This window comes from Rhizobium sp. CF080 (assembly GCF_000282095.2).
Taxonomy (GTDB): Bacteria; Pseudomonadota; Alphaproteobacteria; order Rhizobiales; family Rhizobiaceae; genus Neorhizobium.
Window position 1 is genome coordinate 1 of the sequence record NZ_AKKC02000013.1, and the last position, 17,101, is coordinate 17,101.

The following is a 17,101-nucleotide window of genomic DNA, read 5'->3' on the forward strand; positions in this document are numbered from 1 at the left end:
GATTGACGAGGTCGCGCGGATGTTTCGGCAGGCCGCGGTTTTCGAGATAATCGGGAGCAGCGCAAAGCTTCCGCGGATAGGGACAGAGCGGCTCGTCGATCACATTGGAATAGGAGGCGGGCAGGGCGCCGAGCGCGATATCATATCCCTCTTCCGCCGGATTGACGGAACGGTCGACCAGGGCAAGGTCCATGGTGACGTTCGGGTTCTCCTGCTGGAAGTCGCTGAGGATGCGGGCGAGGAAGGCGATCGTCACTGTCGTCGGCGCCTTGATCCTCAAGTGTCCCTCGATCCGCTGGGCGACCGCGGCCGCTCCGCTGATGGCATCGTCGATTTCCTTGACCAGCGACTGGTAGCGGGGCAGATAGCGCTCGCCGACCTCCGTCAGGATGATCTGGCGGGTCGAGCGGATGAAGAGTTTCACCCGCATCTGGTCCTCCAACCGGCTGATGCGTTTCGTCACGACCGACGGTGCGACGCCGAGATGACGACCCGCTGCCGAGAAGCTGCCGGACCGCGCAACCGCCAGAAACGTGCGGATATTGATAAGCGTATCCAATGCTTTAGGTCTCCCATGTCGCCCTCCAGAGCGACCCTCCACGTAAACGGTAGCACAATTCATCTTTCTATTTTCGAGAAAAGTGAATGTAAAAAAATGGTGCTTTTCCCCTGCACGGGAAAAGGTCAATCTAACGGATGAGGGAATTCCGGTGCCTGCGGCATCGCTGCGACTGGCTGGGAGAGCCGGGCGCGGATCGGGAATTCAGAAAAGGGAGTTTCCAACTGCTCGAGGCCGATCCTGCCTGAACTGAAGGTCCGGTAGACCCGTATCACGGGGTATTTATCAGGGACCTTGTCAAATGCGCGGCCGACGCCAGTTCGTTTCCGGAGCGTCCGGTGATCGGTCAGGATTGAGTCTGAGATTTCAGACCCGCCGCGACGACGAAAGGTCGGGAGGGAAGATGGGTGGAGCCGTTCGGGAAAACGGCACTGCTTGCGGTGACAAAGGAGATCGCGGCCGGTGGCCGCAAAAATTTTGAGCGTCGAGTGCCGGGATCGGGTCCCGGGCGTGATGCTCGATCGTCAGTTCCAGGGAGGAGAGACACGTGACGACAAACACATCCATGACTTCGTTCATTCAAAAATGGTCGCGCCGGTTTTTTATGGCGGCTGCGGGCAGCCTTGCCATTTCGGCCGCGGCCGGCATGCCTGCCTTCGCGCAGGACGCCGAGTGGCAGAAGGTGATCGAGGCGGGCAAGAAGGAGGGCACGCTGGTCCTCTATACCGCGCTCGTCGGACAGCCGAGCACCAAGCAGATCGCCGAGGCCTTTACCAAGCAATACGGAATTTCCGTCGAGGTGCTGGAAGCGCGTGCCAGCGAAATCCGCGAGCGCGTCCGCGTCGAGCAAGCCGCCGGCCGGTTTGCCGCCGACGTGATGTTCACCAGCGAAGGGCAGACCATGCTCTACGACAAGGAGGACAAGTCCGTTGATCCGCTGCCCGCGACCCCGAATTCGCAAAAGATCGGCGACAAGTTCAAGCTCAAGGTGCCGATGGCCTCGGTCATGACCATTCCCTACGGGATCATGATCAATACCGGCCTCGTGAAGCCTGCGGACGAGCCGAAGAGCTGGAAGGACATTGCCGACCCCAAGTGGCAGGGCAAGATCCTGTCCGACGATCCGCGCGCGATCGGCGCCGGTTACCTCTGGTTCTTCTCGACTTATGACAAGATCGGCGAAGACTATGTGAAGAAGGTTGCGAGCCAGAAGCTGGTCTTCACCCGCGACCAGCGAGAATCGCAGCGCCGCACGGCCCGTGGCGAATATTCGATCTACATGCCGGTCATCATGACCGATTTCTCGGATCTGAAGGGGCTGCCGGTCAAGTTCATCATTCCCGAGGAGGGCGTTCCCTACGTTCTTTATGGCAACGTCATGCTCAAGAAGGCTCCGCACCCGAACGCCGCCAAGCTCTATCTCGATTTCATGCAAGGCCCGGTCGTGCAGAAAATCTACGCGGGTCTCGGCTACGGTCCCGTCCTTCCCGGCATGACCGAGGGCCTGCCGGCGGACGTCAAGGCGATTTCCGAAGCCAAGCTCTACGGCACGACGGACACCACCCGCCAGAACGAGATGCTAGCCAAGTCCAAGGACATCTTCAAGTAAGCCTCCCAGGCCGCTGCCGGTCCGATGTTCGGGCCGGCGGTGCCGTTTTTCATATCCGGAGCCGCGAGGATCCCATGACGATTATCCACAATCGCCCCCTAGACGACATCGCCGAAACTGCGCCGACGATTGCCGGCAATGCTTTCACGCGCGCCTTTTCGGGCGGATCGCTGTGGCGTCTGATCGGCATGCTGTTGCTGATCCTGATCCTCGGCTTCCTGACGATCTATCCGCTCGCCATGCTGCTCTACGGCAGCCTGCATTCCACACCGCCCGGCATGGCCGGCGAGTTCAATCTGAACGGTTATCGATCGATCATGACCACCCAGAACCTCATCGTTCTGGCCAACACGATCGGCATATCGCTTGCGAAAACCATACCGTCGCTGACGATCGCGGTGTTTCTCGCCTGGATCGTCGCGCGCACCGACACGCCGTTCCGCGGCACGCTGGAAGTGCTGATCACGCTGCCGTTCTTCATCCCGCCGATTCTGACGGCCATGGCCTGGGGCATGCTCGCCAATCCGCAGGTCGGCGTCATCAACATGGTCTGGCGCTGGGCAACCGGTGCGACCGACCCACTCGTCAACATCTATTCCTATGGCGGCGTCATCTGGCACATGTGCCAGTATTCGATCCCGTTCCTGTTCCTGTTCATGGTCGACGCCTTCCGGGCAATGGACCCGTCGCTCGAGGAATCGAGCCGCATGTGCGGCGCCTCGCGCTGGACGACTTTTCGCAAGATCACCCTGCTCCTGATGCTGCCGGTGCTGACCAGCTCGTTCATGCTTAGCTTCATCAAGGGCATCGAGACCTTCGAGTCGGCGCTGTTCTTCGGCCTGCCGGCGGGCATCAAAGTGATCACCACCGACATCTACGAGTCGATCAATCACCGCGCCACGCCCGACTACCAGTACGCGACGTCGCTTTCTTTCGCGATCATGGGGCTGATGTTCCTGCTCGTCATCTGGCAGTGGTGGATGCTGCGCGGCAAGAGTTTCCAGACCGTCACGGGCAAGGGGTTCCGCCCGAGCGTCATGGAGCTCGGCCCCTGGCGCTGGGTTACCTTCGCCTTCTGCGTGCTGTTCTTCTTCATCACGGTGGTGCTGCCGATCGGACAGCTGATGCTCGGCTCTTTCTTCCGCTTCTTCGGCTTCTACACCTACGACATGCTGACGCTGGAGCACTACAGGGCCGTCTTCGCCAACAGCGAATTCTGGCGAGCGGTCCGCAATACGATGGTGCTCGGCCTGCTCGGCGCCACCGCGACCATGGCGCTCGGCGCGATCGTCGCCTACATCTCGGTGCGCACCCGCTGGCGCGGCCGCAACCTGATCGACAGCATGGCCTGGCTTCCGTGGATGATGCCGGGCATGGTGCTCGGCGTCGGGTTCCTCTGGGCGTTTGCGATGCTGCCGGGACCGATCCCGATCTATGGCACTATCTGGGCGCTGCTGCTTGCCTATATCGCGCTCGGGACGCCGGTCTCCGTGCGGGTGATGACCGGCGCCTATCACCAGCTTTCCTATGATCTGGAGGAATGTTCGCGCGTCCACGGCGCAACCTGGGCCCAGACCATGTGGCGGATCATGGTGGCGCTTGCCTGGCCGGCCTTCGCCGTCGGCTGGGTGCTGACCTTCTTCGGCATCATGCGCGAGCTGTCGGCGTCGATCCTTCTTTATTCGGTCGGTTCGGAAACGCTGGCGGTCGTGCTGATGAAGCTCTGGGCCAACGGCAATGCCGAACAGGTGAGCGTCATCGGCCTGATGATGATGCTCCTGGTCATCGTGTTCCGCTGGGTGCAGCTCAGCTTCATCAAATCACGCATCAGCAAGCTCTGACCCTGCGCGGCGGATTGCCGCCGCCGGCATATCGTCAAGTTTTCAATAAACGGATTTTGCAATCCGTGTTCGACAAGGAAGAGAAACATGGCTTCGGTGACGCTCGAAAACGTGAGCCGCATGTATGGCGCGGTGACCGCCGTGGACAACGTGAACCTGAAGATCAAGAGCGGCGAATTCGTCACGCTGCTCGGGCCGTCGGGCTGCGGCAAGACGACGACGCTGCGCATGGTGGCGGGGCTTGAGAAGAATACCGGCGGCCGCATCGCGATCGGCGACAATGTCGTCTCGGATTCGGACAAGGGCTATTTCGTGCCGTCCGAACGCCGTCGTCTCGGCATGGTCTTCCAGTCCTACGCGATCTGGCCGCATATGACGGTGTTTGACAATGTCGCCTACCCCTTGCGCATCCGCCGCCGTCCCGACACGGAAGTCCGGGATCGCGTCATGAATGCGTTGCGTCTCGTCGAGATGGAGCAATATGCCGAACGTCCGTCGCCGGCGCTCTCCGGCGGTCAGCAGCAGCGCGTGGCGATCGCCCGTGCTCTGGTGTTCGAGCCGGAAGTGCTGCTGCTCGACGAGCCGCTCTCCAACCTCGACGCGCGCCTGCGCACCCAGATGGGCGACGATTTTCGTGCCCTCCAGCAGCGCCTGAAGATCACCGCGCTCTACGTCACCCACGACCAGGCAGAAGCCATGGCGTTGTCCGACCGGGTCGTGGTCATGCATGGCGGCAAGATCCTGCAGGTCGGCGCGCCGGAAGAGATCTACCGCCGGCCGGAAAACCGGCAGGTCGCCGCCTTCTTCGGAACGCCCAACCTGTTGAATGCGACGGTCAAGGACTGCCGCCCGAATGGCGGGCAATATTTCAAGCTCTCGGTCGAAGGCCAGGGCTGGTCCGGCGACTGTCATGCGGCAACCGAAATGCCGAAGGGTGCCGATGTCACGGTCATGGTTCGCCCGGAAAATCTGCATGTCCGCGATGCGGGCCAGGTGAATGGCGACCTGTCGTGGTCGGGCGAGGTTTCACAGGCGATCTTCCGCGGTTCGCACCGCTCGATCATGGTCAAGACCCCGGCGCAGACGCTGCATGTCGAGGCCTCGTCGCTTTCGAACGTCGATATCGGCCGCCCGGTCACTGTCGCCGCACCCGTGGAGGCTGCCTGGGCCGTGCGGAACTGATCGTTTCGGCTGCCCGGGCCTATTCGGCTCGGGTCCGGGCCACAGATATGGAAAACTTGCGTTTTGTCGCAGATATTCAATATTGAAGCGATGTTCCCGTCGGCCTTTTTCTCTGGCCGGCGCGATCCGCATTTCGATATGGCGCAGGTGAGGCCCAAGCATGACCACAGGCACCCGAACTCCGAACCTTCCCGCGCCTGAGAAGCAGGAAACCCGCCAGCAGCACGTGATCGACAAGCTCAGGACCTGGGCGAGCGACGGCACGATCGATCCGCGCAAGAAACTGTCCGAATCCGGGCTTGCCGAGGCGCTCGGCGTGTCGCGCACCCCAATCCGGCATGCGCTGGCCGTGCTCGTCGAAGAGGGCGTCCTGCAGCGCGTCGGCGCCCGCGGATATCGGGTCAGGGCCTACAAGGTTGCCGACGTGATCGAGGCGATCGAGCTGCGTTCGATGATCGAAGGTTATGCGGCCAAGAAGATCGCCAGCGAAGGTCCGTCGCCGACGCTGGTGGCGGAGCTCAAGGATTGTCTGCGGGAAGGTGACGATATCTTCGAGAACGGCGGCATCGACGACCCGGTCAACGAGGAGCGTTACGCGGTAATGAACCTGCGCTTCCACACGCTGATCATCGAGGCTGCCGGCGGAAACCTGCTGCACCAGCTCACCAGCCTGTTCGACCGCGTGCCGTTCGGCGCCCCGGATTCGATCCGCTTCGACAACATCACGCGCAAGGAGCGGGCGCAGCACCTGCACTACGCGCACTGGCAGCACCACCACATGGTCTCGGCGCTGATTGCCCGCGACGGTGCCCGTGCCGAAAGCCTTTTTCGCGAGCACGGGGAAGGCGTGAAGATCAGCCTCGGCATCAGCAAGGGGCTTTTCGCGATCGACGGCTCGCGCATCCTGCCGATCTTCGATCTCGACAGTCCCGCGGGCCATATCAACGGCCTGATGCAGGATGAAAACGAAGACTAGGACCTACGTCCCGGCGGTAGGGAACTCCTATTTGGGATCCCAAATTTCCAAATTCCCCGTTAAAGGGCGATAATCCGGATCCCGTTGGTTTTTCCGCACCGCATCAATTATCACCAATATATTATAGAAACAGCGCAATTCTAATGGGCTGTTGCGGTGCTTTTCGTCGATCGACCCAATATGGGTATTGTATCCCAAAATCGATTGCTCTATGAATCGCTTCGACCGGGAGGAAGCCTCGATTTCCGCCAAGCCGTTGAGGTGAGGTTCGAGAACCGGGCTGTTCGGAGGAGATGGCGGGAGGAGACCGCTGACCCTCAATTGCATGAGACATCTTGAGACGATGCATATCGTATCCCAACCGGTTTCCGTGGGGCGCGACATGCAGGAGAGAAACCGAGGGAAGGTAGGTAAATGGCTAAGAATCTCACCCAGATCCTGAAAGAAAAGGGCAATACTGTCGAGATGCTGCGCAATTCGCGCATCGGCATGTATATCTATCCGGTCGTCGCGCCGGAATTTTCGAACTGGCGCACCGAGCAGATGGCCTGGCGTCATTCGGCGGTCCTGTTCGATCAGTCCCACCACATGGACGAGCTGATCGTCGAAGGCCCGGATGCTTCCAAGTTCCTGGAAAGCCTGGCGATCAACAGCTTTGCCAATTTCGGCGTCGACCGTGCCAAGCACTATGTGCCGGTGACGCCTGCCGGTCATGTGATCGGCGACATGATCATCTTCCGCGAAACGGAACAGAAATTCGTGCTCGTCGGCCGTGCGCCGACCGCCAACTGGCTCCGCTATAACGCTTCGCTCGGCAAGCATGACGTCAAGCTCACCCACGACCCGCGTTCGCCTTCGCGCCCGGACGGCAAGGAAGTCAACCGCGTTCACTACCGCTTCCAGATCCAGGGTCCGGATGCCGGCAAGATTTTTGAGAAGATGAATGGCGGCCCGATCCCCGACATCAAGTTCTTCCATGTCGACTGGATCAATATCGGCTCCAAGAAGGTCCAGGCCCTGCGCCACGGCATGGCCGGTGCACCCGGCCTCGAAGTCTGGGGTCCCTATGCCGAGAAGGACGAAGTCCGCGAGATCATCGTCAAGGCCGCCAAGGATGCCGGCGTCGACCTCTACCTCGTCGGTGCGCGCGCCTATTCGACCAACACGCTGGAATCCGGCTGGATTCCGTCGCCGCTGCCGGGCATCTACACCGGCGCCGAACTGCAGGGTTATCGCGACTGGCTGACGGAAGACAGCTATGAGGCAACCGGCTCGATCGGTGGCAGCCTCGTCTCCGACAATATCGAGGACTATTACGTCAATCCGTACGAGCTCGGTTACGGCATCTACATCAAGTTCGACCACGACTTTGTCGGCCGCGAAGCGCTTGAGAAGATGAAGTCTCAGCCGCAGCGCAAGAAGGTCACCTTCGAGTGGAACGCGGAAGACGTGATGAAGGTCATCGCCTCGAACTTCGTGCCGGGCGGTGAAGCCTACAAGTGGATCGACCTGCCGCAGCCGAACTATGCGTCTTCGAGTGCCGACAAGATCATGCATGGCGACAAGGTCGTCGGCATGTCGATGTTCAACGGCTACAGCTATAACGAACGCTGCATGCTGTCGCTCGGCATCGTCGATGCCGACGTCCAGGAAGGCGACGTTCTGACGCTGATCTGGGGCGAACCGAACGGCGGCACGGCCAAGACCTCGATCGAAAAGGGCCACAAGCAGGCCGAGATCCGCGTCCGCGTCTCGCCCACCCCCTATTCGGCCGAAGCCCGCGAAAACTATGCCGAAAGCTGGCGCACCAAGAAGGTCTGATATCCTCCCAGGATATGACATGAGAACGGCGCCTCCGGGCGCCGTTTTTGGTTGGTGGAGGCGCTTAGGATGCGCCGCCGCTGTGATGCTGACGGCGAGAACTCAGAAGTCCCTCATTCCTGTGCTTGTCACAGGAATCCAGCCACCGCGCGTCTGCGCGGTGAAGAGAGTCCTTTGCGCTCAAAGACTTGAGCGCGCTGGATCCCTGTGACAAGCACAGGGATGAGGGAGAGCAATGACATCGTCTCTCACCCGGCGTCCCCCATCTTCCCCGGATTCATGATCCCCAGCGGATCCAGCGCCGCCTTGATCTTCTTCATCACGTCCACCGCCTTGCCGTGTTCCTTGCGCATGAATTTGAGCTTGGCGATGCCGATGCCGTGTTCGCCGCTCGCGGTGCCGCCGACGGCCAGCGCGCGCTCGACGACACGGTCGGCCATCTCGTCGGCTTCCCTCAGGTGATCGGGATTGTTCGGGTCGATCAGGTAGGCGGTGTGGAAATTGCCGTCGCCGACATGGCCGATGATCTGGCCCTTCAGCGAAGAGGCATCGATATCGGCTCGCGCCGCGACGATGCTTTCGGCAAGCCGCGAGATCGGCACGCAGATGTCGCCGGTATAGAGCTCAAAGCCGGGAATGATCGCCTTGGTCGCCCAGTAGAGATCGTGGCGGGCCTGCCAGAGTTTGGCGCGCTCGTCGGCATCCGCGGTCCAGCGGAAGGAGATCGCGTCATGGCCCCTGGTGATCTCCTCGACGAGCTGCGCCTGTTCCTTTACCCAGGCGGCCGTGCCGTGGAACTCGAAGAACAGGGTCGGGGCGACCGGCAGGCCGAGCTTGGAATAATTGTTGGTCGAGGCGATCGCCACCTCGTCCAGGAATTCGACGCGGGCGACCGGGATGCCGTATTGCACCGCCTCGATCACCGCTTCGACGGCATTGGCGACCGTCGGGAAGGAGCAGATGGCGGATGAAACGGCCTCCGGGATCGGATGCAGGCGGACCGTCAATTCTGTGATGACGCCGAGCGTGCCTTCCGAGCCGACGAAGAGATGCGTGAGGTCGTAACCGGAGGAGGATTTTCTGGCCCGCGAGCCGGTCTGGATTGCTTCGCCATCGGGTGTCACCACCCGGAGAGCCAGCACGTTTTCGCGCATCGTGCCGTAGCGCACCGAGGTGGTGCCGCTGCCGCGGGTCGACGCCATGCCGCCGATCGAGGCGTCGGCGCCGGGATCGACCGAAAACATCAGGCCGGTTTCGCGCAGGTCCACATTCAGCTGCTTGCGGGTGACGCCGGGCTGCACGACGGCCAGCAGATCTTCCGGCCGGATCTCGACGATCCTATTCATTTCGCGGGTATCGAGCGAAATGCCGCCGCGGATCGGGATCGTATGGCCTTCCATCGAGGACCCCGCGCCGAAGGGCACGACCGGCACGCCGTGCGCAGCACATGCCGAGACGATTGCCTGGACCTCTTCTTCCGAGCGCGGAAAAACGACGGCGTCAGGCAGGTGAGGGGCGAGCCGCGAGGTGTCGTGGCTGTGGTGTTCGCGGACGGAGACCGACGTTACCAGCCTGTCGCCGAGCAGGCCCTTGAGTTCTCCAATCGCCTTGCCGACTGGCGTGCCGAGATCATCCATGTTCTTCCTCCCTGATGCCGCGATGATGCATTGAATGGCCGTGCCCGAGGCTCGATCCCGGCATGCCGATCGAAGGCAACCAGGGGCGGAAGTTTCCGCGCGTCCCGGCGTTTCCGCGGAACGGTTTCGAGCGCCGATACTGTATCCCAACCGATCGGCCCGCAGCTCCTCGCGACCGACCATAATGTCCTGCAGGTGAGGCCTCCCATCCCCGTTCGATTGCTGCATTCCATCCTCCGTGTATGCATGAGGATGTATGCCGTGGCATTCTAGACAGTTTGAACTCCGGGTGAAGAGCCTATCGGAAAAATCTCAGGCACCCTGATTTTTTGTATCCCAAAACGAAATGGCAACTTGTCGTTTCAGGCCGAATGTGTTGAAATTCATCTGTTCGGGTAGGCGATGTCAAGAGGATGGCGTCACCTTGGGAGACCGGGCATGGGAGGAAATCGATGTATACACGACTGTGCACAGCAGTTGCGGCCGCCATGAACATGGCAGGTTCGGTTTCGGCTGCGGAAATGGGGCGCAGCCTCGTCTCCGCAGACCCTTTGACGCATCGCTCGCCGGCCGTTTTCCCGCAGCCGGCAATTGCGTCCGTTCACGGAATTTCCAACGGCCTTGCCGATCCGCCGGGGACTTCGGTCCGCGGTCCGGATTGAGAAGGATATTCACCGGCCGGAACGGGAGGGAGCCCGCTGGCCTATGATTTCAACGGGAGGAGAAACACATGACACTGAAGGCATTGCTTGCGTCGGCCTGCCTCGCGGCGCTGACTGCGTCCGCGCTCAGCACAACTGCACGGGCCGCCGATGTGGAACTGACATTGTCGCACTGGGTGCCGGCCACCCATGCGCTGCAGCCGGGCGGCATGGAGCCCTGGGCGAAATCGATCAAGGAAGCGTCCGGCGGGCGCATCAACATCACCATATACCCCGCCTCCCAGCTCGGGGCCGCACCCGACCATTACGACATGGCGCGCGACGGCATCGTCGATATCGGCTTCATCAATCCGGGTTATCAGCCGGGGCGCTTCCCGATCATCGCGGCGGGCGAAATCCCATTCCTGATCGCCAATGCCAAGGGCGGGTCGCGGGCGCTCGACGAATGGTATGGACAGTACGCCCAGAAGGAAATGAAGGACGTCTACGTCTGCATGGTGCATCTGCATGACCCGGGAACGCTGCACGGCGTCAAAGGGCCGATCCAGGTTCCTGCCGACCTGAAGGGCAAGAACATCCGCCCGGCGCACGCGACCATGGCACGCATGGTGAGCTCGCTCGGGGCCGCATCGGTGCAGGTGCCGGCGGGCGAAATGCGCGAACTGATTTCCAAGGGAGGTGCCGACATGACCGCCTCGCCCTGGAATTCGATCTATACGTTCGGTCTGCAGGACGTGACCAAGCATCATCTCGACCTGCCGTTCTACGCCACGACCTTCGCCTTCGTGATGAACAAGGCCAAGATCGACGGGCTTTCGGCCGCCGACCGCAAGGTGATCGACGATCATTGCACGCCCGAATGGGCCGAGAAGATGGCCAGCAAATGGGCCGATGCGGAAGCGGCCGGGCGCCAGAAGATGATCGATGCGGGCGGCCACACCCTCTACAAGCCGACCCCGGATGAGGTGGGCCTCTGGAAAAAGGCGACAGGTTCGCTGCAGGGCGAATGGGAGACTGCAGCCACCAAGGCCGGCATAGACGCGAAGGCGGCCTGGGCGAGCCTGCAGGAGACGCTCAAGAAATACGGCGCCGACGTGAAATAGCGCGTTCAGGACCATTCGCAGGCGGGTGCTGTCGCGGCGCCCGCCCTTTTCCATCCGTTCATCGAGTGCTGTCCATGAACCGCTATCTGGAACGCTTCAGCGACGTGGTCGATCTTGTGGCAGGCATCCTGCTGGGGCTGTGTACCATCCTGATCGTCGCTTCCACCGTTGGCCGCTATGTCCTGGCGTGGCCGATCCCCGACTCCTTCGATATTTCGCGCTATCTGATCGGCGCCTGCATCATGTGGGGCCTGGCGTCGCTCGGTTATCGCGGCGGGCATATTGCGGTCGATCTGCTCTACGAGCCGATGGGGCCGCGGGGGCGCCGCATCCTCAATTTCGTCGCCTGGGCGCTGCTCCTCGCCTTCACGGCCATGCTCGCCTACATGATGTTCTTCCGCCTCGCCAGCGCCTATCGGAGCAATGAAGCGACGTTCGATCTGCGCATCCCCGTCTGGCCGTTGATCGGACTGATCTGGCTCGGCTGCGCCTCGGCTGTCGTCACCACCGCGATCTCGCCTTTCGTTCGGCGCGAACCTGAAGATATCGATCCGCTCGAGGGCCATGGCGTATGAATACCGCTGATCTCGTCGCTATCGGCGGCTTTGTCGCCATGTTCGTGCTCATGGGCCTGCGCGTTCCGCTCGGGGTTTCGATGGGGCTGGTCGGCATATTCGGCTTTGCCGCCATGCGCGGCATGTCGCCGGCGCTCAACCTGCTGACGACATCGCCGATCCGTGTCGTTACCGACTTCAACCTGACGCTCGTGCCGTTCTTCATCCTGATGGGAGCGTTTGCCACCAATTCCGGCATGTCGCGGGAATTGTTCAGGACGGGCAATGCCTGGCTCGGACAGTTCCGGGGAGGGCTCGCCCTCTCCACGATCGGTGCCTGTGCCGGGTTTGCGGCGATCTGCGGCAGTTCGATCGCGACTGCCGCGACCATGACCCGCATCGCGCTGCCCGAGATGCGCAAGGCGAAATACGCCGATGCCACCTCGACCGGCGTGATCGCCGCAGGCGGCACACTCGGCATTCTGATCCCGCCTTCGGTGATCATGGTCGTCTACGCCTTTCTGACGGAGACGGATGTCGCGCAGCTGCTGATGGCCGGCATCATCCCCGGCATCATGGCGACCTTCATGTACATGGCGACCGTGCTGATCGCCCATGGCAACCGGTTGCCGCCCGGAAAGCCGTTCGAGTTGAGGGAAGCTCTCGCATCGCTTCGGGACGTCTGGGCCGTGATGCTTCTTTTCATTTCGGTCATCGGGGTAATCTATCTCGGTATCGCGACCGCGACGGAAGCGGCGGCGGTCGGGGCGTTGATGACCATGGTCATCGGCGTGCTGCGCGGCCGGCTAAACTATCGATCCATCATGGCGAGCCTCGTGGAGTCGCTCCGGACGTCGGTTTCGCTGTTCAGCGTGCTGATCGGCGCCATCCTGTTCGGCTATTTCCTGGCGATCACCCAGTCGCCGCAGAAGCTGACGGCCCTGCTGGTCGGAATGGATCTCGGGCCATACGGGACGCTGACGCTGATCCTGGTCATTTTCCTGATCGCAGGAGCCTTGATGGACGAGATGGCGATGATCATCCTGCTCGTGCCGATCGTGTTCCCGGTCATCAGCCATCTTGGCTTCGACCCTGTCTGGTTCGGCATCATCATCGTCGTCGCCTGCCAGCTCGGCATGATCATGCCGCCCGTCGGGATCAATGTCTTTGTCATCAATTCGATCGCGAAGGACGTGAAGATCACCACGATCTACGGCGGCGTCATGCCTTTCATTCTCAACGATATCATCCGGCTTTTCCTGCTGGTGGCGTTCCCGGTGATTTCGCTCTGGCTGCCGCAAACGATGAGATGACGCACATGATGGCACCGAGCCTCAGGCAGCTTTGCGAAATCCGGGCCGAACTCGGCACGCCGATCGAAAAGGGAGGCGGCCCGGGCGGTCGCTGGCGGATCATCCCGATCATCGGCGGCGTGGTGGAAGGGGAGCGCCTTTCCGGACGCGTCCTCAATCTCGGCGCCGACTGGCAGAGCGTCTATGACGCCGGTTATGCGGAGCTCGACACGCGTTACGTGATCGAAACCCATGACGGGGCGATGATCGATATCCGTAATTTCGGTTTCCGGCATGGGCCGCCGGAGGTACTGGCGAGATTGGCGGCCGGCGAGACGGTCGATCCGGCGCTCTATTACATGCGCACCACGCCGCGCCTGCAGACCGGCGATCCGCGCTATGCCTGGCTCAACCATACGATATTCGTCGGCACCGGCGAGCGTCTGGCAAGTGCGGTCAGGATCGGCGTTTTCGAAGTGCTCTGATCCACCAGCCAAGTCGCCTCCGGACCTTCTGAGAGATCAGAAGGTAGGCCACTTTGCCGTCATCCTCGGGCTCGACCCGAGGATCCACGCCCCTGGCACTGCGGATGCTGGATCCTCGGGTCAAGCCCGAGGATGACGACGAGTGGGGAGCCAGCCCTGACCGCAAATGGAAAAGGCCGCCGGATAATCAACCCGGCGGCCTTTTTGCTGTGCATGGAGTCCATCTGGCCTCAGGCCATGTGGATCGTCTTGACCTCGAAATAGTTTTCGAGACCTTCGGGACCGCCCTCGCGGCCGATACCGGACTGCTTGAAGCCGCCGAATGGATGGTGGATGTCGACGATCATGCCGTTGACGGTGACGCTGCCGGTCCGCATGCGGCGGGCGAATGCATAACCACGTTCCGGATCGGAGGTGAACACCGCGCCGGACAGGCCATAGGTCGTGTCGTTGGCGATCTTTGCCGCTTCGTCATCGTCCTTGTAGCTGATGATCGACACGACCGGGCCGAAGATTTCCTCCTGGGCGATCTTCATGTCCATCGTCACGTCGGTGAAGACGGTCGGCTCGATGAAGTAGCCCTTGTCGAGACCGGCCGGGCGACCGCCGCCACAGGCAACCGTCGCACCGCCTGCACGGCCGGCAGCGATGTAGCCTTCGACGCGGGCGAGCTGGCGGGCCATGGTGAGCGGGCCCATCTGGGTGGTCGGATCAGATGGATCGCCGACCTTGATGTTCTTCACCGCGCCGACATAGAGATCGGTGAATTCCTGTTTGCGGGATTCCGGCACCAGGATGCGGGTCAGCGAGAAGCAGACCTGGCCGGTGATCGGCATGGAATAGACCATCAGGGCGGGCAGGGCCTTGGTGAAGTCCGCGTCATCGAGAAGCACGGCTGCGGACTTGCCGCCGAGTTCGAGGCTGACGCGGGCGAGGCGATCGGCGCAGGCGGCGGCGATCGTCTTGCCGGCAATGGTCGAACCGGTGAAGGAGACCTTGTCGATGCCCGTGTGGCGGACGAGATAATCGCCGCCTTCGCGGCCGGCCGGCACGAGGTTGAAGACGCCCTTCGGCAGCCCGGCCTGTTCGATGCATTCGGCCAGAAGATAGGCGTCGAGCGGCGTTTCCGGCGAGGGTTTCGCGACAATCGTGCAGCCGGCGGCCAGCGCTGCCGAGACCTTGTAGTTGAGAAGCACCATCGGCGCGTTCCACGGGGTGATCGCGGCGCAGACGCCGACCGGTTCGCGCACGACGCGGACTTCGCCGCCATCCGCACGCTTGCGCTGATCGACGAAATCGTCGTTCTCGATGAGGCCGGCATAGTAGTTGTAGAGGCCCGGGTTCTGGCCGACCAGCTTTTTGGTCAGGAAGATCGGCGCGCCGACCTGGGTCGTCCAGGCATTGGCGATCTCGTCGAGGCGGGCGGTCAGGAGTTCGGCGATCTTGCGCAGATAGCCGGCGCGCTCCTTGAAGGTCATGCGCGGCCATGGGCCGTTGTCGAAGGCGTCGCGGGCGGCGGCCACGGCCTTGTCGATATCGGCGTTGCTGGCTTCCGGATAGCTCATCAGCACGTCTTCGGTCACCGGCGAGATGACGTCGAGCTTGTTGGTGCCGAGCGGCGCAACCCATTCACCGCCGATGAAGAACTTTTCGGGGGTTTTCAGGATCTGTTCGTTTCTGACAGCGACATTCATTTCAGTCTCCTCCTCTGATAGAATGATTTCCAAAAGCCGCGGCCCCTTCATTTTCAGAAGGTCACGCAGGCATGACGACAGTTCATCGCCCTTTTCGCAGCGAACGGCCTTGCAGCCCTGCGCTTCGGCGATCTTCACGAAATCCATGTGGCCGATATCGACGCCGTCGATTCGGCCTGAGCCGCTCCGCTCGGCAATCGCTTTCAGCACCTTGTAGCCGCCGTTGTTGAGGATGACGATCATGAGATCGGCATCGTATTCGACGGCGGACCAGATCGACTGGATGGAATAGAGGCTCGATCCGTCGCCGATGACGGCAATGACCGGCTGTTCCGGTTTGGTCAGGGCGGCGCCGACCGAGCCGGGCAGGGCATAGCCAAGCCCGCCGCTGGCGGTTGCGAAAAAGCCGCCGGGCCGTTCGATCGGAAAGAAGTCGTGCAGCGCGTCGCGGCCACCGGGCGCTTCCTCGAAGACGATGCTCTCAGGCGAACGGACGTCGGCCAGCGTCTGGTAGAAGAATACCTGGGTGATGCCCTTCGGTGTTTTCAGGCGCGGAATGGTGCGGGCCGGGCGGCCGGTACGCGGCGCGCGGCAGCGCAGGCGGTAAACGAGGCTTTCGGTCGCAGCGCGCAGGTTCGAGACCATGGCGTTGCCGACGATGGCACTCGCGGCCTGGGCGGGGTCGTCGGTGATCAACCAGAGTTCCGCACCTTGCGGGATGTCCGGACCGGAGCCGGCGAAGTGATAGGTGAAGGCCGGCGCGCCGAGCACCAGAACGAGGTCGGCGTCACCGAGGCAATTGGCGAGCTTCGGCTGGAAGGCCGGCAGGAATCCGGCAAACAGCGGATGGCGTTCCGGAAAACTGCAGCGCGACGAAAGCGGGCTTACCCACACCTTCGCCTGCAGGATTTCCGCCAGCCGCACCGTAGCATCCCAGGCATTGTCGATATCGACGCCGGGGCCGACGACCAGCACCGGCGCGCGGGCGTCGTTCAGCCGGCGGGCGAGGTCGTCGATCGCGGAAGCCGGCGCGCTGATCACCGTTTCCACGTCGCGGATGGCGATCGGGGCTGCCTGTGCCTGCCAGTCGCTCAAGGGGACCGATACCATGACCGGGCCGCGGGGCGCCTGCATCGCCATATAGTAGGCGCGGGCAATCGCTGCCGGTACGTCTTCTGCGCGGGCCGGTTCGCAGGCCCATTTCACATAGGGCTTAGGAAACTCCGTCGGGCTTTCGGCAAACAGGAACGGATCGTGCGGCAGCAGCTCGCGGCTCTGCTGGCCGGTGGTGATGATCAGCGGCGCGCGGTTGCGGTAGGCGGTATAGATATTGCCGAGCGCGTGGCCGAGGCCGGCCGCGGAATGCAGATTGACGAAGGCCGGCTTGCGGCTCGTCTGCGCATAGGCGTCGGCCATGGCGACGACGATCGATTCCTGCAGGCCGAGCACGTAGGAAAAGTCTTCCGGCACGTTGACGAACATCGGCAGTTCGGTCGAACCAGGATTGCCGAAGATGCGGTCGATGCCCTTCTGTCTCAGAAAGTCGAAAACGGCCTCGCTTACCGTCTGCCCACGCAGCTTCGTGCTGCCGGACAGGAAATCCAGCGACATCTTGTTCATAACTTCGAGGCCTCCTCCCGGCCTTCAGGGTTCGCACCCTGAGCGCGTATTTTAGCAGGGCGAGTG

At 62.0% G+C, this 17,101-nt stretch carries 13 protein-coding genes; 10 read left to right on the forward strand and 3 right to left on the reverse strand.

The window, feature by feature from the left end; translation table 11 throughout:
• On the reverse strand, nucleotides 1–559 hold a 559-nt coding region (locus PMI07_RS25555), incomplete at its 3' end, for a LysR family transcriptional regulator (protein ID WP_024164151.1).
• Between the two features lie 547 nt (nucleotides 560–1,106).
• Here PMI07_RS25555 and PMI07_RS25560 point away from each other — a divergent pair.
• From PMI07_RS25560 to PMI07_RS25580, 5 genes are all read left to right on the forward strand, one after another.
• Nucleotides 1,107–2,168: an extracellular solute-binding protein gene (locus PMI07_RS25560; protein WP_007758789.1), complete on the forward strand. Its 1,062-nt coding sequence runs from the start codon at nucleotides 1,107–1,109 to the stop codon at nucleotides 2,166–2,168.
• A gap of 74 nt (nucleotides 2,169–2,242) precedes the next feature.
• Nucleotides 2,243–4,009: an iron ABC transporter permease gene (locus PMI07_RS25565; RefSeq protein ID WP_024164152.1), complete on the forward strand. Its 1,767-nt coding sequence runs from the start codon at nucleotides 2,243–2,245 to the stop codon at nucleotides 4,007–4,009.
• An 87-nt stretch (nucleotides 4,010–4,096) separates the two neighbouring features.
• Nucleotides 4,097–5,191: an ABC transporter ATP-binding protein gene (locus tag PMI07_RS25570; RefSeq protein ID WP_007764824.1), complete on the forward strand. Its 1,095-nt coding sequence runs from the start codon at nucleotides 4,097–4,099 to the stop codon at nucleotides 5,189–5,191.
• 160 nt (nucleotides 5,192–5,351) lie between these two features.
• Nucleotides 5,352–6,167, forward strand: coding sequence for a GntR family transcriptional regulator (locus tag PMI07_RS25575; RefSeq protein WP_007764828.1), 816 nt, complete (start codon nucleotides 5,352–5,354; stop codon nucleotides 6,165–6,167).
• Between the two features lie 414 nt (nucleotides 6,168–6,581).
• On the forward strand, nucleotides 6,582–7,988 hold the full coding sequence (locus tag PMI07_RS25580; protein WP_007764831.1) for an aminomethyltransferase family protein: 1,407 nt from the start codon (nucleotides 6,582–6,584) through the stop codon (nucleotides 7,986–7,988).
• Between the two features lie 248 nt (nucleotides 7,989–8,236).
• Here PMI07_RS25580 and PMI07_RS25585 read toward each other — a convergent pair whose 3' ends face one another.
• A complete protein-coding gene (locus PMI07_RS25585; RefSeq protein ID WP_007764837.1) occupies nucleotides 8,237–9,625 on the reverse strand; it encodes an FAD-linked oxidase C-terminal domain-containing protein in 1,389 nt (462 codons plus the stop codon).
• Between the two features lie 452 nt (nucleotides 9,626–10,077).
• Between PMI07_RS25585 and PMI07_RS25590 the strand changes: the two genes are divergently transcribed.
• The 5 genes from PMI07_RS25590 to PMI07_RS25610 all read left to right on the forward strand — a co-directional run bounded on the left by PMI07_RS25590 (nucleotide 10,078) and on the right by PMI07_RS25610 (nucleotide 13,721).
• Nucleotides 10,078–10,287: a hypothetical protein gene (locus PMI07_RS25590; RefSeq protein WP_007764840.1), complete on the forward strand. Its 210-nt coding sequence runs from the start codon at nucleotides 10,078–10,080 to the stop codon at nucleotides 10,285–10,287.
• A 68-nt stretch (nucleotides 10,288–10,355) separates the two neighbouring features.
• The gene (locus PMI07_RS25595; RefSeq protein WP_007764849.1) at nucleotides 10,356–11,390 is read left to right on the forward strand and encodes a TRAP transporter substrate-binding protein; all 1,035 of its coding nucleotides are present in this window, start codon (nucleotides 10,356–10,358) and stop codon (nucleotides 11,388–11,390) included.
• 74 nt (nucleotides 11,391–11,464) lie between these two features.
• Complete coding sequence (locus PMI07_RS25600; RefSeq protein WP_007764852.1) at nucleotides 11,465–11,965, forward strand: TRAP transporter small permease; 501 nt, start codon at nucleotides 11,465–11,467, stop codon at nucleotides 11,963–11,965.
• A complete protein-coding gene (locus PMI07_RS25605) occupies nucleotides 11,962–13,257 on the forward strand; it encodes a TRAP transporter large permease (protein ID WP_007764855.1) in 1,296 nt (431 codons plus the stop codon). Before PMI07_RS25600 ends, PMI07_RS25605 begins: the two co-directional genes overlap by 4 nt.
• 5 nt (nucleotides 13,258–13,262) lie before the next feature.
• Nucleotides 13,263–13,721, forward strand: a complete 459-nt coding sequence (locus PMI07_RS25610; protein WP_007764863.1) for a DUF3237 domain-containing protein — start codon at nucleotides 13,263–13,265, stop codon at nucleotides 13,719–13,721.
• 230 nt (nucleotides 13,722–13,951) lie between these two features.
• Here PMI07_RS25610 and mdlC read toward each other — a convergent pair whose 3' ends face one another.
• Complete coding sequence (gene mdlC, locus PMI07_RS36005; protein ID WP_007764865.1) at nucleotides 13,952–17,035, reverse strand: benzoylformate decarboxylase; 3,084 nt, start codon at nucleotides 17,033–17,035, stop codon at nucleotides 13,952–13,954.
• Between the last annotated feature and the right edge of the window lie 66 nt (nucleotides 17,036–17,101).

What these genes read in the sequence shown, in the direction of transcription:
- PMI07_RS25565 (WP_024164152.1), top strand. Translation starts at nt 2,243, where the DNA reads ATGACGATTATCCACAATCGCCCCCTAGACGACATCGCCGAAACTGCG.
- PMI07_RS25570 (WP_007764824.1), top strand. Translation starts at nt 4,097, where the DNA reads ATGGCTTCGGTGACGCTCGAAAACGTGAGCCGCATGTATGGCGCGGTG.
- PMI07_RS25575 (WP_007764828.1), top strand. Translation starts at nt 5,352, where the DNA reads ATGACCACAGGCACCCGAACTCCGAACCTTCCCGCGCCTGAGAAGCAG.
- PMI07_RS25580 (WP_007764831.1), top strand. Translation starts at nt 6,582, where the DNA reads ATGGCTAAGAATCTCACCCAGATCCTGAAAGAAAAGGGCAATACTGTC.
- PMI07_RS25585 (WP_007764837.1), bottom strand. Translation starts at nt 9,625, where the DNA reads ATGGATGATCTCGGCACGCCAGTCGGCAAGGCGATTGGAGAACTCAAG.
- PMI07_RS25590 (WP_007764840.1), top strand. Translation starts at nt 10,078, where the DNA reads ATGTATACACGACTGTGCACAGCAGTTGCGGCCGCCATGAACATGGCA.
- PMI07_RS25595 (WP_007764849.1), top strand. Translation starts at nt 10,356, where the DNA reads ATGACACTGAAGGCATTGCTTGCGTCGGCCTGCCTCGCGGCGCTGACT.
- PMI07_RS25600 (WP_007764852.1), top strand. Translation starts at nt 11,465, where the DNA reads ATGAACCGCTATCTGGAACGCTTCAGCGACGTGGTCGATCTTGTGGCA.
- PMI07_RS25605 (WP_007764855.1), top strand. Translation starts at nt 11,962, where the DNA reads ATGAATACCGCTGATCTCGTCGCTATCGGCGGCTTTGTCGCCATGTTC.
- PMI07_RS25610 (WP_007764863.1), top strand. Translation starts at nt 13,263, where the DNA reads ATGATGGCACCGAGCCTCAGGCAGCTTTGCGAAATCCGGGCCGAACTC.
- mdlC (WP_007764865.1), bottom strand. Translation starts at nt 17,035, where the DNA reads ATGAACAAGATGTCGCTGGATTTCCTGTCCGGCAGCACGAAGCTGCGT.